Consider the following 13836-nt stretch of genomic DNA (forward strand, 5'->3'; position numbering starts at 1 on the left):
ATGAGCAAGATCCTTATCCGCGGTGCGCAGGTGCTGGGCGGCGAGCCGCAGGACGTCCTGATCGACGGCGAGACGATCTCCGAGGTCGGCACCGGCCTGTCCGCCGAGGGCGCGACCGTGATCGAGGCCGCCGGCCAGATCCTCCTCCCCGGCCTCGTCGACCTCCACACCCACCTGCGCGAGCCCGGCCGCGAGGACTCCGAGACCGTCCTCACCGGCACCCGCGCCGCCGCCGCCGGCGGCTACACCGCCGTCTTCGCCATGGCCAACACCCACCCCGTCGCCGACACCGCCGGCGTCGTCGAGCAGGTCTACCGGCTCGGCAAGGAGGCCGGCTACTGCGACGTGCAGCCCATCGGCGCCGTCACCGTCGGCCTGGAGGGCAAGAAGCTCGCCGAGCTCGGCGCCATGCACGACTCCGCCGCCGGCGTCACCGTCTTCTCCGACGACGGCAAGTGCGTCGACGACGCCGTGATCATGCGCCGCGCCCTGGAGTACGTGAAGGCGTTCGGCGGCGTCGTCGCCCAGCACGCCCAGGAGCCCCGCCTCACCGAGGGCGCCCAGATGAACGAGGGCGTCGTCTCCGCCGAGCTCGGCCTGGGCGGCTGGCCCGCCGTCGCCGAGGAGTCGATCATCGCCCGCGACGTCCTCCTCGCCGAGCACGTCGGCTCCCGCGTCCACATCTGCCACCTCTCCACCGCCGGCTCCGTCGAGATCGTCCGCTGGGCCAAGTCCCGCGGCATCGACGTGACCGCCGAGGTCACCCCGCACCACCTCCTCCTCACGGACGAGCTGGTCCGCACGTACAACCCGGTCTACAAGGTCAACCCGCCGCTGCGCACCGAGAAGGACGTCCTCGCGCTCCGCGAGGCGCTGGCCGACGGGACGATCGACATCGTCGCCACCGACCACGCCCCGCACCCGCACGAGGACAAGGACTGCGAGTGGGCCGCCGCCGCCATGGGCATGGTCGGCCTGGAGACCGCGCTCTCCGTCGTCCAGCAGACGATGGTCGAGACCGGGCTCCTCGACTGGGCCGGCGTCGCCGACCGGATGTCCTTCGCCCCGGCCCGCATCGGCCGCGCCACCGGCCACGGACGACCCGTCTCGGCTGGTGAGCCCGCGAACCTGGTCCTGGTCGATCCGGCTTACCGTGGGACGGTGGACCCCGCGGACTTCGCCTCCCGCAGCCGCAACACCCCCTACGAGGGCCGTGAGCTGCCGGGTCGCGTCACCCACACCTTCCTGCGGGGCCGGGCAACGGTCATGGACGGGAAGTTGGCGTGACACACCACATCGCAAGCGCGGCCCTCGCCGCGGAGCAGAAGTCGGCCGAGGTGACCGACTGGGCCGGCCGCATCGGCTGGGTCGTCGGACTCCTGCTCTTCGTCGCCTTCGTCTACTGGCTCATGCGCCAGGGCTGGAAGTGGCGCGGCAGCCTCCAGTCGGACCTCCCCGCGCTCCCCGAGGTGCCGCGGGAGCCCGCCGAGGCGAAGCTGACGATGGAGGGCCGCTACCACGGCTCCACCACCGCGGGGCAGTGGCTCGACCGGATCGTCGCCCACGGCCTCGGCACCCGCAGCCGCGCCGAGCTCACGCTCACCGGCGCCGGGATCTCGGTCGTCCGCCCCGGGGCGAACGACTTCCTGATCCCCGCCGCCGCCCTGCGCGAGGCCCGCCTCGACAAGGGCATCGCCGGCAAGGTCCTCGCCGAGGGCGGGCTCCTGATCGTCACCTGGGAGCACGGCGGCACCCTCCTCGACTCGGGCTTCCGCTCCGACCGGGCCGCCGAGCACACCGCCTGGGTCGACACCCTCAACTCCATGATCAACACGACGGAAGGCATCGCACGATGACGACCTCCACCAGGGGAGCCCACGCTCCCGCCGTACTCGTCCTGGAGGACGGCCGCACCTTCCGCGGCCGCGCCTACGGGGCCGTGGGGGAGACCTTCGGCGAGGCCGTCTTCTCCACCGGCATGACCGGCTACCAGGAGACGCTGACCGACCCCTCGTACGACCGCCAGATCGTCGTCGCCACCGCCCCCCAGATCGGCAACACCGGCTGGAACGACGAGGACGACGAGTCCAGCCGCATCTGGGTCTCCGGCTACGTGGTCCGCGACCCCGCCCGCATCCCGTCGAACTGGCGCGCCCGCCGCAGCCTCGACGACGAGCTCGTCGCCCAGGGCGTCGTCGGCATCTCCGGCATCGACACCCGCGCCCTCACCCGCCACCTGCGCGAGCGCGGCTCCATGCGCGCCGGCGTCTTCTCCGGCGAGGCCCTGGCCCCCGAGGCCGAGCTGCTCGCCCGGGTCCAGGCCCAGCCGCACATGAAGGGCGCCAGCCTCTACGAGGAGGTCGCCACCAAGGAGCCGTACGTCGTCCCCGCGATCGGCGACAAGAAGTTCACCGTCGCCGCGATCGACCTCGGCATCAAGGGCATGACCCCGCACCGGATGGCCGAGCGCGGCATCGAGGTCCACGTGCTGCCCGCCACCGCCACCGCCGACGACGTGTACGCGGTGAACCCGGACGGCGTCTTCTTCTCCAACGGCCCGGGCGACCCGGCCACCGCCGACGGCCCGGTCGCGCTCATGACCGCCGTCCTGGAGCGGAAGACCCCGCTCTTCGGCATCTGCTTCGGCAACCAGATCCTCGGCCGCGCCCTCGGCTTCGGCACCTACAAGCTGAAGTACGGCCACCGCGGCATCAACCAGCCCGTCCAGGACCGGACCACCGGCAAGGTCGAGGTCACCGCGCACAACCACGGCTTCGCCGTCGACGCGCCCCTCGACAAGGTCTCGGAGACCCCCTTCGGCCGCGCCGAGGTCTCCCACGTCTGCCTGAACGACGACGTCGTGGAAGGCCTCCAGCTGCTCGACCAGCCGGCCTTCTCCGTCCAGTACCACCCCGAGGCGGCCGCCGGCCCGCACGACGCCGCGTACCTCTTCGACCGCTTCGTTTCTCTGATGGAGGCCGAGCGTGCCTAAGCGCACCGATATCCAGTCCGTCCTGGTCATCGGCTCCGGCCCGATCGTCATCGGCCAGGCCGCCGAGTTCGACTACTCCGGCACCCAGGCGTGCCGCGTCCTCAAGGCCGAGGGCCTGCGGGTCATCCTGGTCAACTCCAACCCGGCCACGATCATGACCGACCCGGAGATCGCCGACGCCACCTACGTCGAGCCGATCACCCCCGAGTTCGTCGAGAAGATCATCGCCAAGGAGCGCCCCGACGCCCTCCTGCCCACCCTCGGCGGCCAGACCGCGCTCAACACCGCGATCTCCATGCACGAGCAGGGCGTCCTGGAGAAGTACGGCGTCGAGCTCATCGGCGCCAACGTCGAGGCCATCCACAAGGGCGAGGACCGCGACCTCTTCAAGGGCGTCGTCGAGGCCGTCAAGGCCAAGATCGGGTACGGCGAGTCCGCCCGCTCGGTCATCTGCCACTCCATGGAGGACGTCCTCAAGGGCGTCGACACGCTCGGCGGCTACCCCGTCGTCGTCCGCCCCTCCTTCACCATGGGCGGCGCCGGCTCCGGCTTCGCCCACGACGAGGAGGAGCTGCGCCGCATCGCCGGCCAGGGCCTCACGCTCTCCCCGACCACCGAGGTGCTCCTGGAGGAGTCCATCCTCGGCTGGAAGGAGTACGAGCTGGAGCTGATGCGCGACAAGAACGACAACGTCGTGGTCGTCTGCTCCATCGAGAACTTCGACCCGATGGGCGTCCACACCGGCGACTCCATCACCGTCGCCCCGGCGATGACCCTCACCGACCGCGAGTACCAGCGGCTCCGCGACATCGGCATCGCGATCATCCGCGAGGTCGGCGTCGACACCGGCGGCTGCAACATCCAGTTCGCGGTCAACCCCGAGGACGGCCGGATCATCGTCATCGAGATGAACCCGCGCGTCTCCCGCTCCTCGGCGCTCGCCTCCAAGGCCACCGGCTTCCCGATCGCCAAGATCGCCGCCAAGCTGGCCGTCGGCTACACGCTCGACGAGATCCCGAACGACATCACCGAGAAGACGCCGGCCTCCTTCGAGCCGACCCTCGACTACGTCGTCGTGAAGGCCCCGCGCTTCGCCTTCGAGAAGTTCCCGTCCGCCGACTCCACGCTGACCACGACCATGAAGTCGGTCGGCGAGGCCATGGCCATCGGCCGGAACTTCCCCGAGGCCCTGCAGAAGGCCCTGCGCTCCCTGGAGAAGAAGGGCTCGCAGTTCGCCTTCACCGGCGAGCCCGGCGACAAGGCCGAACTCCTCCGCGAGGCGGTCCGCCCGACCGACGGCCGCATCAACACCGTGATGCAGGCGATCCGGGCCGGCGCCACCCCCGAGGAGGTCTTCGACGCCACGAAGATCGACCCGTGGTTCGTCGACCAGCTCTTCCTCATCAAGGAACTCGCCGACGAGCTCGCCGGCGCCGAGAAGCTGGAGCCGGAGCTGCTGGCCGAGGCCAAGCGCCACGGCTTCTCCGACGCCCAGATCGCCGAGATCCGCGGCCTGCGCGAGGACGTCGTCCGCGAGGTCCGGCACGCCCTCGGCGTCCGCCCGGTCTACAAGACCGTCGACACCTGCGCCGCCGAGTTCGCCGCCAAGACGCCGTACTTCTACTCCTCGTACGACGAGGAGACCGAGGTCGCGCCGCGCGAGAAGCCCGCCGTGATCATCCTCGGCTCCGGCCCGAACCGCATCGGCCAGGGCATCGAGTTCGACTACTCCTGCGTCCACGCCTCCTTCGCCCTCAGCGACGCCGGCTACGAGACCGTGATGGTCAACTGCAACCCGGAGACCGTCTCGACGGACTACGACACCTCCGACCGCCTGTACTTCGAGCCGCTGACGCTCGAGGACGTGCTGGAGATCGTCCACGCCGAGTCCCTCGCCGGCCCGATCGCCGGTGTGGTCGTCCAGCTCGGCGGCCAGACCCCGCTCGGCCTCTCCCAGGCCCTGAAGGACAACGGCGTGCCGGTCGTCGGCACCTCCCCGGAGGCCATCCACGCCGCCGAGGACCGCGGCGCCTTCGGCCGCGTCCTGGAGGAGGCCGGCCTGCCGGCCCCCAAGCACGGCACCGCCACCACCTTCGCCGGCGCGAAGAAGATCGCCGACGAGATCGGCTACCCGGTCCTGGTCCGCCCTTCGTACGTGCTCGGCGGCCGCGGCATGGAGATCGTCTACGACGAGACCCGGCTGGAGGCGTACATCGCCGAGTCCACCGAGATCAGCCCCACCCGGCCGGTCCTGGTCGACCGCTTCCTCGACGACGCCATCGAGATCGACGTCGACGCCCTCTACGACGGCGAGGAGCTGTACCTCGGCGGCGTCATGGAGCACATCGAGGAGGCCGGCATCCACTCCGGCGACTCGGCCTGCGCCCTGCCCCCGATCACCCTGGGCGGCTTCGACGTCAAGCGGCTGCGCGCCTCCACCGAGGCCATCGCCAAGGGCGTCGGCGTCCGCGGCCTGATCAACATCCAGTTCGCCATGGCCGGCGACATCCTCTACGTCCTGGAGGCCAACCCGCGCGCCTCCCGGACCGTGCCCTTCACCTCCAAGGCCACCGCCGTGCCGCTCGCCAAGGCCGCCGCCCGCATCTCGCTGGGCGCGACCATCGCCGAGCTGCGCGCCGAGGGCCTGCTGCCGAAGACCGGCGACGGCGGCACACTGCCGCTCGACGCGCCGATCTCCGTCAAGGAGGCCGTGATGCCGTGGTCGCGCTTCCGCGACGTGCACGGCCGCGGCGTGGACACCGTCCTCGGCCCGGAGATGCGCTCCACCGGCGAGGTCATGGGCATCGACGCCGTCTTCGGCACCGCCTACGCCAAGTCGCAGGCCGGCGCCTACGGCCCGCTGCCGACCAAGGGCCGCGCGTTCATCTCCGTCGCCAACCGCGACAAGCGCTCGATGATCTTCCCGGCCCGCGAGCTCATGGCCCACGGCTTCGAGCTCCTGGCCACCTCCGGCACCGCCGAGGTCCTCAAGCGCAACGGCATCAACGCCACCGTCGTGCGCAAGCTCAGCGAGGGCGAGGGCCCCGGCGGCGAGAAGACCATCGTCCAGCTCATCCACGACGGCCAGGTCGACCTGATCGTCAACACCCCGTACGGCACCGGCGGCCGCCTCGACGGCTACGAGATCCGTACGGCGGCGGTGGCCCGCGGCGTCCCGTGCCTCACCACGGTCCAGGCGCTGGCGGCGGCCGTGCAGGGCATCGACGCCCTCAACCACGGCGACGTCGGCGTCCGTTCCCTCCAGGAACACGCCGAACACCTGACCGCGGCCCGCGACTAGCAGCCACCGAGGGGGACACCGGAAACGGTGTCCCCCTCTTCATGAGGACACCACCATGTACCAGCTCTTCTTCCAGCTCGTCTTCCGGCGCATGGACCCCGAGAAGGCCCACCACCTCGCCTTCCGCTGGATCCGCCTCGCCGCCCGCACCCCGGTCCTGCGCACCTTCGTCGCCGCCTTCCTCGCCCCCCGCCACAAGGAGCTGCGCACCGAGGCCCTGGGCCTCCGCATGCACGGCCCCTTCGGCCTCGCGGCCGGCTTCGACAAGAACGCCGTCGCCATCGACGGCATGGCCATGCTCGGCTTCGACCACGTCGAGATCGGCACAGTCACCGGCGAGGCCCAGCCCGGCAACCCGAAGAAGCGGCTCTTCCGCCTCGTCCCCGACCGGGCCCTGATCAACCGCATGGGCTTCAACAACGAGGGCTCCGCCGCCGTCGCCGCCCGCCTCCGCGCGCGCGTGCCGGTTTTCAAGACCGTTGTCGGCGTCAACATCGGCAAGACCAAGGTCGTCCCCGAGGCCGAGGCCGCCGCCGACTACGTGAAGTCCACCGAGCGGCTCGCCGCCCACGCCGACTACCTCGTGGTCAACGTCTCCTCGCCGAACACCCCCGGCCTGCGCAACCTCCAGGCCACCGAGTCGCTGCGCCCGCTGCTCACCGCCGTCCGCGAGGCCGCCGACCGCACGGTCACCGACCGCCGGGTCCCGCTCCTGGTGAAGATCGCCCCCGACCTCGCCGACGAGGACGTGGACGCCGTCGCCGACCTCGCCGTCGAGCTGGGCCTGGACGGCATCATCGCCACCAACACCACCATCGCCCGTGAGGGCCTCGGCCTCACCTCCGCCCCGGCCCTCGTCCAGGAGACCGGCGGCCTCTCCGGCGCCCCGCTCAAGGAGCGCTCCCTGGAGGTCCTGCGCCGCCTGTACGCGCGCGTGGGCGACCGGATCGTCCTGGTGGGCGTCGGCGGCATCGAGAACGCCGAGGACGCCTGGCAGCGGATCCTCGCCGGTGCCACGCTGATCCAGGGCTACAGCGCCTTCATCTACGAGGGCCCCTGCTACGCCCGCGCCATCCACAAGGGCCTCGCCGCGCGCCTCGCGGCCTCCCCGTACGCCACGATCGCCGAAGCCGTCGGCGCCGACCACCGAAAGGCCGCCACCTCGTGACCCCCTCCTTCGGCACCCGCCTGCGCTCCGCCATGGACGAGCGCGGCCCGCTCTGCGTCGGCATCGACCCGCACGCGTCCCTGCTCGGCTCCTGGGGCCTCGCGGACGACATCGCGGGCCTGGAGCGCTTCACGTACACCGTGGTCGAGGCGCTGGCGGAGACCGTCGCCGTCTTCAAGCCGCAGGCCGCGTTCTTCGAGCGGTTCGGCTCGCGGGGCATCGCGGTCCTGGAGCGCGCCACCGCCGACCTGCGGGCCGCCGGCGGGCTGGTCGTCATGGACGCCAAGCGCGGCGACATCGGCTCCACGATGGCCGCCTACGCGGAGACGTTCCTGCGGAAGGACTCGCCGCTCTTCTCCGACGCCCTCACGGTCTCCCCGTACCTCGGCTACGGCTCGCTGAAGCCGGCCGTCGACCTGGCCCGCGAGTCCGGCGCCGGACTCTTCGTCCTCGCCCTGACCTCCAACCCGGAGGGCGCCGAGGTGCAGCGGGCCGTGCGCGAGGACGGCCGCACGATCGGCGCGACCATGCTCGCCCACCTCGCGGAGGAGAACGCGGGGGAGACCCCGATGGGCTCCTTCGGCGCGGTCGTCGGCGCCACCCTCGGCGACCTGTCCTCCTTCGACCTCGACATCAACGGGCCGCTGCTCGCCCCGGGCATCGGCGCCCAGGGCGCGACCCCGGCCGACCTCCCGGTCGTCTTCGGCGACGCGGTCCGCAACGTGGTGCCGAACGTGAGCCGGGGCGTGCTGCGCGCGGGACCGGACGCGTCCGCCCTGCGGGACGCGGCGCAGCGGTACGCGGACGAGATCCGGGCGGCCGTCGCCGGCTGACCGGTCTCCGCCACCGGTCCGGCATCCCCGCAGGTGGGAGCGGACGACGCCCCCGGACGGCCGACCGCGTCACCACTTGACGAAAACTTGGCAGAAATCCGGGTCGATATGCCTGAAAAGTCCTGGTCGGCAGAGGCTGACCAGGACTTTTCCGCTGTTCTCGCTGACTGGAGCGGCCATGCCCGCTAGTCTCCGGGGCAGGGAGACGTCCGACGGTCACGTCGTGGGACGTTGCTCCACTGGTGTGGGTCACCAGGTCCTCACCGGTCCGTATCCGACAGATCGACATCCGAGGTGACGTAGGCGTGGCTCTTCCGCCCCTTACCCCTGAACAGCGCGCAGCCGCGCTCGAAAAGGCCGCCGCGGCTCGCCGGGAGCGGGCCGAGGTCAAGAATCGACTCAAGCACTCCGGCGCCTCCCTGCACGAGGTCATCAAGCAGGGCCAGGAGAACGACGTCATCGGCAAGATGAAGGTCTCCGCCCTCCTGGAGTCCCTCCCGGGCGTCGGCAAGGTCCGCGCCAAGCAGATCATGGAGCGGCTCGGCATCTCCGAGAGCCGTCGCGTCCGGGGCCTCGGCTCCAACCAGATCGCCTCCCTGGAGCGCGAGTTCGGCGGCGCCGGCGCCTGATCCGGCGCCCCGGCCGGGGGCCGCGGCGGGACGGGCGTCCCGGGCACCCCGGCGATACTGGAATAATCGCTGCATGGCAGCAGAGGTACGTCCGCGGCTGACCGTGCTCTCCGGCCCCTCAGGGGTCGGCAAGAGCACGGTCGTCGCTCATATGCGCAAGGTCCACCCCGAGGTCTGGCTCTCGGTGTCGGCCACGACACGAAAGCCCCGCCCCGGCGAGAAGCACGGCGTCCAGTACTTCTTCGTCTCGGACGACGAGTTCGACAAGCTGATCGCCAACGGTGAGCTCCTCGAATGGGCCGAGTTCGCGGGCAACCGCTACGGCACCCCCCGCAGCGCGGTGGTCGAGCGCCTGGAGAAGGGGGAGCCCGTCCTCCTGGAGATCGAACTCCAGGGCGCCCGCCAGGTGAAGGAGTCGATGCCCGACTCCCGCCTGGTCTTCCTGGCCCCGCCGAGCTGGGAGGAGCTGGTCCGCCGGCTCACCGGCCGCGGCACCGAGTCGCCCGAGATCATCGAGCGCCGGCTGGCCGCCGCCAAGGTCGAGCTCGCCGCCGAGTCGGAGTTCGACACCACGCTCGTCAACACCTCCGTCGAGGACGTCGCGCGCGAGCTGCTAACGTTGATGCACGTAGTCTGATCTTTTATCCATCTTCGGAAGGTAGAGCGTGTCCTCTTCCATCACCGCGCCCGAGGGCATCATCAACCCGCCGATCGACGAGCTGCTCGAGGCCACGGACTCGAAGTACAGCCTCGTGATCTACGCGGCCAAGCGCGCGCGTCAGATCAACGCGTACTACTCGCAGCTCGGTGAGGGCCTGCTGGAGTACGTCGGTCCCCTCGTCGACACCCACGTCCACGAGAAGCCGCTCTCGATCGCCCTGCGCGAGATCAACGCGGGTCTGCTGACCTCCGAGGCCGTCGAGGGCCCCGTTCAGTAAGAGCGTTGCGTTCGTCACCACAGGCCCGGCGGGACTCCCGCCGGGCCTGTGGTGTCTCATGGACCCGTCCGCCGTCCGCCAGCCGAGCACGCGCAGCCGTGTGGGGAGAGACAACCGTGACCAAGCCGAAGGTCGTTCTGGGTGTGAGCGGCGGCATCGCCGCCTACAAGGCGTGCGAGCTGCTGCGCCGGTTCACCGAGTCGGGCCACGACGTCCGCGTCGTCCCCACCGAGTCCGCGCTCCACTTCGTCGGTGCCGCCACGTGGTCCGCGCTCTCCGGCAACCCCGTCTCCACCGAGGTCTGGGACACCGTCCACGAGGTCCCGCACGTCCGCATCGGGCAGGCCGCCGACCTCGTCGTCGTCGCCCCCGCCACCGCCGACATGCTCGCCAAGGCCGCCCACGGCCTCGCCGACGACCTCCTCACCAACACGCTGCTCACCGCCCGCTGTCCCGTCGTCTTCGCCCCCGCGATGCACACCGAGATGTGGGAGCACCCGGCCACCCAGGAGAACGTGGCGACGCTCCGCCGCCGCGGCGCCGTCGTGATCGAGCCCGCCGTCGGCCGCCTCACCGGCGTCGACACCGGCAAGGGCCGGCTGCCCGACCCCGGCGAGATCTTCGAGGTCTGCCGCCGTGTCCTGCACCGCCACCGTCAGGCCGGCGGCGCGACCGCCCCGGACCTCGCCGGACGCCACGTCGTGGTCTCCGCCGGCGGCACCCGCGAACCGCTCGACCCGGTCCGCTTCCTCGGCAACCGCTCCTCCGGCAAGCAGGGGTACGCCCTCGCCAAGGCCGCCGCCGCGCGCGGCGCCCGGGTCACCCTGGTCGCGGCCAACACCGGCCTGCCCGACCCGGCCGGCGTCGACGTCGTCCCCGTCGGCACCGCCCTCCAGCTCCGCGAGGCCGTCCTCAAGGCCGCCGCCGACGCCGACGCGGTCGTCATGGCCGCCGCCGTCGCCGACTTCCGCCCGGCCGCGTACGCCACCGGCAAGATCAAGAAGACGGACGACGGGGGAGCGCCGACCATCGAACTGGTCCGCAACCCCGACATCCTCGCCGAGCTCTCCGCCGACCGCGCCCTGCCCGGCCAGGTCGTCGTCGGCTTCGCCGCCGAGACCGACGACGTGCTCGCCAACGGCCGCGCCAAGCTCGCCCGCAAGGGCTGCGACCTCCTCGTCGTCAACGAGGTCGGCGAGCGCAAGACCTTCGGCTCGGAGGAGAACGAGGCCGTGGTCCTCGCCGCCGACGGCACCGAGACCCCGGTCCCGTACGGCCCGAAGGAAGCCCTCGCCGAGACGGTCTGGGACCTGGTCGTGCCCCGCCTCCGGGAACGCACGGCCTGAGCCCGCACCGGGCGGACGGGGCCGTGGGGGCGCGGGAAGGGGCGCGCGAAACGCCGCCGCGCGAGTGATCTGCGCCCCACCCCGGACCCCCGTCCGGCCCCTTACCTGGCTGGATCGGCCCGCCACCGGCCACCCAGCAGTCGAGACACCTGGTCCAAGGTCCGACCTGGCCCGATAGACTGTCCGTGGAACGTCGCGGGGCGCAGCCCCCTGCCGGTCCGCGAAGAGAGTAGCCAGCAGCCGCTGCAACCCCAGGGAGCGTTGTGTCCCGTCGTCTGTTCACCTCGGAGTCCGTCACCGAGGGGCACCCCGACAAGATCGCTGACCAGATCAGCGACACCATCCTCGACGCGCTGCTCCGGGAGGACCCCACCTCCCGCGTCGCCGTCGAGACGCTGATCACCACCGGCCTCGTGCACGTCGCCGGTGAGGTGACCACCAAGGCGTGGGCGGACATCCCCACCCTCGTCCGCAACAAGATCCTCGAGATCGGTTACGACTCCTCGAAGAAGGGCTTCGACGGCGCCTCCTGCGGCGTGTCGGTGTCCATCGGGTCGCAGTCCGCGGACATCGCGCAGGGCGTGGACACCGCCTACGAGCAGCGGGTCGAGGGCGACGAGGACGAGCTCGACAAGCAGGGCGCCGGCGACCAGGGCCTGATGTTCGGCTACGCGTCGGACGAGACCCCCGAGCTGATGCCGCTGCCGATCCACCTCGCGCACCGGCTCTCCCGCCGCCTCACCGAGGTCCGCAAGAACGGCACGATCCCGTACCTGCGCCCCGACGGCAAGACCCAGGTCACCATCGAGTACGACGGCGACAAGGCCGTCCGCCTCGACACGGTCGTCGTCTCCTCGCAGCACGCCTCGGACATCGACCTGGACTCGCTGCTCGCGCCCGACATCCGCGAATTCGTCGTCGAGCACGTCCTGAAGGAGCTCGTCGAGGACGGCATCAAGCTCGACACCGACGGCTACCGCCTGCTGGTCAACCCGACCGGCCGCTTCGAGATCGGCGGCCCGATGGGCGACGCCGGCCTCACCGGCCGCAAGATCATCATCGACACGTACGGCGGCATGGCCCGCCACGGCGGCGGCGCCTTCTCCGGCAAGGACCCGTCCAAGGTCGACCGCTCGGCCGCCTACGCCATGCGCTGGGTCGCCAAGAACGTCGTCGCCGCGGGCCTCGCCTCCCGCTGCGAGGTCCAGGTCGCGTACGCGATCGGCAAGGCCGAGCCGGTCGGCCTGTTCGTCGAGACCTTCGGCACGAACACCATCGAGACCGAGAAGATCGAGAACGCCATCGCCGAGGTCTTCGACCTCCGCCCGGCCGCGATCATCCGCGACCTCGACCTGCTCCGCCCGATCTACTCCCAGACCGCCGCCTACGGCCACTTCGGCCGCGAGCTGCCCGACTTCACCTGGGAGCGCACCGACCGCGTCGACGCCCTGAAGAAGGCTGCCGGCCTGTAAGGCGCTGCACGACGGGGAGGGCCCGGCACCCGGAGGGGTGCCGGGCCTTCTCGTGTCAGAGGCCGGGCGCGCCCACGTCTCCCGCGAGCAGGTCGCCGTCGGCGTTCCCGGCCGGGCCGGGCGGCTGCGGATCGCGGTGGCGGGCCTCCGCCTCGGCGGCGAGCCGGTCCAGCGCTTCGGCGCCGGACAGCCGCGCAGCCTGTGCGGCCTCCGCCACCCGGCGCAGGAGGAGCGGCCGTGCGGGGCCGTCGTCGAGCCCCAGCCCTTCGAGCGCCGCCAGGAAGCGGTCGGCGGCCATGCCGGCCGTCTCTGTCGTTTCGGCAGCCTCGGCCGTCTCGGTCTGCGGAGCCGGGGGCGTCACGTACGGCTGGAGCGGGAGGGGGACCGGCTCGTCGTTCGCGACGGACGTGAGCTGGGCGAGGAGACCGATGTCGGCCACGGCCTTGTCCACCCGGTCGTCGTTCCTGGCGAGCCACCACACCACCGCGCTGCCGGTCGAGGACAGCACGTCCTCGCCCAGATAGGCGCGCTTGCTCTGTTCCCATTTGCGCTCGTGCTCCCAGACGGCCTCGTCCTTGCGTACGGCGGCAAGCTTCTCCAGCCGCTCGCGGTCCGCATCCGACAAGGTCACCTGGACGTTCTCCGCCATCGCGAGCACCCGCCCGGTCGGATCCTGCTCCATCGTGCCGAGCACGCCCGCCAGCTGGTGCTGGACGAGACTGCCGCGGTGCGGCGGGTGCGCGGCGGTGATCGCGCGGGCGCGGGTGAGGACGGCGTCCACGGCCAGACCGGAGCCGCTGACGCACGGAGCCCCGTGCGCCACCTCGACCGGAATCCAGCGGACGAGAGCGCTGACGAGGAAGTCGTAGTCGGGGGACGCGCTCGGCAGGGCGATCTTCCGGACGACCTCCTCCCAGCGCTCGACCGGGCGGATGGGCCGGTCCGGCTCCAGGAGGTGTTCCCGGGGGATCACGGGTCGGCGTCTGCGGGAGACGAAGGACACCAGCCCCACGACGGCGGACAGGGCGAGTGCGGCAGCCGGCCAGCACCACCAGGGCCAGCCGGCGCACAGGCCGGTGATCACGATCAGCAGGCCGCCGATCAGCGTGAGAAAGACCGTCACGGTCTTGAGTCCGGAGCTCATGCGAGGTCCCCCT

12 protein-coding genes are annotated in these 13836 nt (G+C 71.6%); 11 read left to right on the forward strand and 1 reads right to left on the reverse strand.

The features are described from left to right. From ACFVQZ_RS19120 to metK, 11 genes are all read left to right on the forward strand, one after another. The gene (locus ACFVQZ_RS19120) at positions 1–1287 is read left to right on the forward strand and encodes a dihydroorotase (protein WP_030493607.1); all 1287 of its coding nucleotides are present in this window, start codon (positions 1–3) and stop codon (positions 1285–1287) included. Continuing rightward, positions 1284–1856 (forward strand): hypothetical protein, encoded by a 573-nt coding sequence (locus ACFVQZ_RS19125; RefSeq protein ID WP_030493608.1) that lies wholly within the window; start codon positions 1284–1286, stop codon positions 1854–1856. Before ACFVQZ_RS19120 ends, ACFVQZ_RS19125 begins: the two co-directional genes overlap by 4 nt. Next, on the forward strand, positions 1853–2992 hold the full coding sequence (gene carA / locus ACFVQZ_RS19130) for a glutamine-hydrolyzing carbamoyl-phosphate synthase small subunit (RefSeq protein ID WP_030493609.1): 1140 nt from the start codon (positions 1853–1855) through the stop codon (positions 2990–2992). Before ACFVQZ_RS19125 ends, carA begins: the two co-directional genes overlap by 4 nt. Beyond that, a complete protein-coding gene (carB, locus tag ACFVQZ_RS19135) occupies positions 2985–6293 on the forward strand; it encodes a carbamoyl-phosphate synthase large subunit (RefSeq protein ID WP_030493610.1) in 3309 nt (1102 codons plus the stop codon). Before carA ends, carB begins: the two co-directional genes overlap by 8 nt. Positions 6294–6348: 55 nt before the next feature. Further along, positions 6349–7461, forward strand: coding sequence for a quinone-dependent dihydroorotate dehydrogenase (locus ACFVQZ_RS19140; protein WP_030493611.1), 1113 nt, complete (start codon positions 6349–6351; stop codon positions 7459–7461). Next, positions 7458–8294, forward strand: a complete 837-nt coding sequence (gene pyrF / locus ACFVQZ_RS19145) for an orotidine-5'-phosphate decarboxylase (RefSeq protein ID WP_030493612.1) — start codon at positions 7458–7460, stop codon at positions 8292–8294. The genes ACFVQZ_RS19140 and pyrF overlap by 4 nt, the downstream gene beginning before the upstream one ends. 305 nt (positions 8295–8599) lie before the next feature. Then, positions 8600–8923, forward strand: coding sequence for an integration host factor (locus ACFVQZ_RS19150; RefSeq protein ID WP_030493613.1), 324 nt, complete (start codon positions 8600–8602; stop codon positions 8921–8923). A gap of 73 nt (positions 8924–8996) precedes the next feature. Next, entirely contained in the window at positions 8997–9560 is a 564-nt protein-coding gene (gene gmk, locus ACFVQZ_RS19155; RefSeq protein WP_383624089.1) for a guanylate kinase, read from the forward strand. A 28-nt stretch (positions 9561–9588) separates the two neighbouring features. After that, positions 9589–9861: a DNA-directed RNA polymerase subunit omega gene (rpoZ, locus tag ACFVQZ_RS19160; protein WP_030493615.1), complete on the forward strand. Its 273-nt coding sequence runs from the start codon at positions 9589–9591 to the stop codon at positions 9859–9861. A gap of 116 nt (positions 9862–9977) precedes the next feature. Beyond that, on the forward strand, positions 9978–11207 hold the full coding sequence (gene coaBC / locus ACFVQZ_RS19165; RefSeq protein ID WP_030493616.1) for a bifunctional phosphopantothenoylcysteine decarboxylase/phosphopantothenate--cysteine ligase CoaBC: 1230 nt from the start codon (positions 9978–9980) through the stop codon (positions 11205–11207). 263 nt (positions 11208–11470) lie between these two features. Beyond that, positions 11471–12679 (forward strand): methionine adenosyltransferase, encoded by a 1209-nt coding sequence (metK, locus tag ACFVQZ_RS19170; protein WP_030493617.1) that lies wholly within the window; start codon positions 11471–11473, stop codon positions 12677–12679. A 55-nt stretch (positions 12680–12734) separates the two neighbouring features. Here metK and ACFVQZ_RS19175 read toward each other — a convergent pair whose 3' ends face one another. Then, on the reverse strand, positions 12735–13823 hold the full coding sequence (locus tag ACFVQZ_RS19175) for a hypothetical protein (protein WP_383624094.1): 1089 nt from the start codon (positions 13821–13823) through the stop codon (positions 12735–12737). Positions 13824–13836 lie beyond the last annotated feature (13 nt).

The organism is Streptomyces sp. NPDC057854, from assembly GCF_042797055.1.
In the GTDB taxonomy this organism is placed as follows: domain Bacteria; phylum Actinomycetota; class Actinomycetes; order Streptomycetales; family Streptomycetaceae; genus Streptomyces.

What these genes read in the sequence shown, in the direction of transcription:
- gmk (WP_383624089.1), top strand. Translation starts at nt 8,997, where the DNA reads ATGGCAGCAGAGGTACGTCCGCGGCTGACCGTGCTCTCCGGCCCCTCA.
- ACFVQZ_RS19120 (WP_030493607.1), top strand. Translation starts at nt 1, where the DNA reads ATGAGCAAGATCCTTATCCGCGGTGCGCAGGTGCTGGGCGGCGAGCCG.
- carA (WP_030493609.1), top strand. Translation starts at nt 1,853, where the DNA reads ATGACGACCTCCACCAGGGGAGCCCACGCTCCCGCCGTACTCGTCCTG.
- ACFVQZ_RS19175 (WP_383624094.1), bottom strand. Translation starts at nt 13,823, where the DNA reads ATGAGCTCCGGACTCAAGACCGTGACGGTCTTTCTCACGCTGATCGGC.
- ACFVQZ_RS19140 (WP_030493611.1), top strand. Translation starts at nt 6,349, where the DNA reads ATGTACCAGCTCTTCTTCCAGCTCGTCTTCCGGCGCATGGACCCCGAG.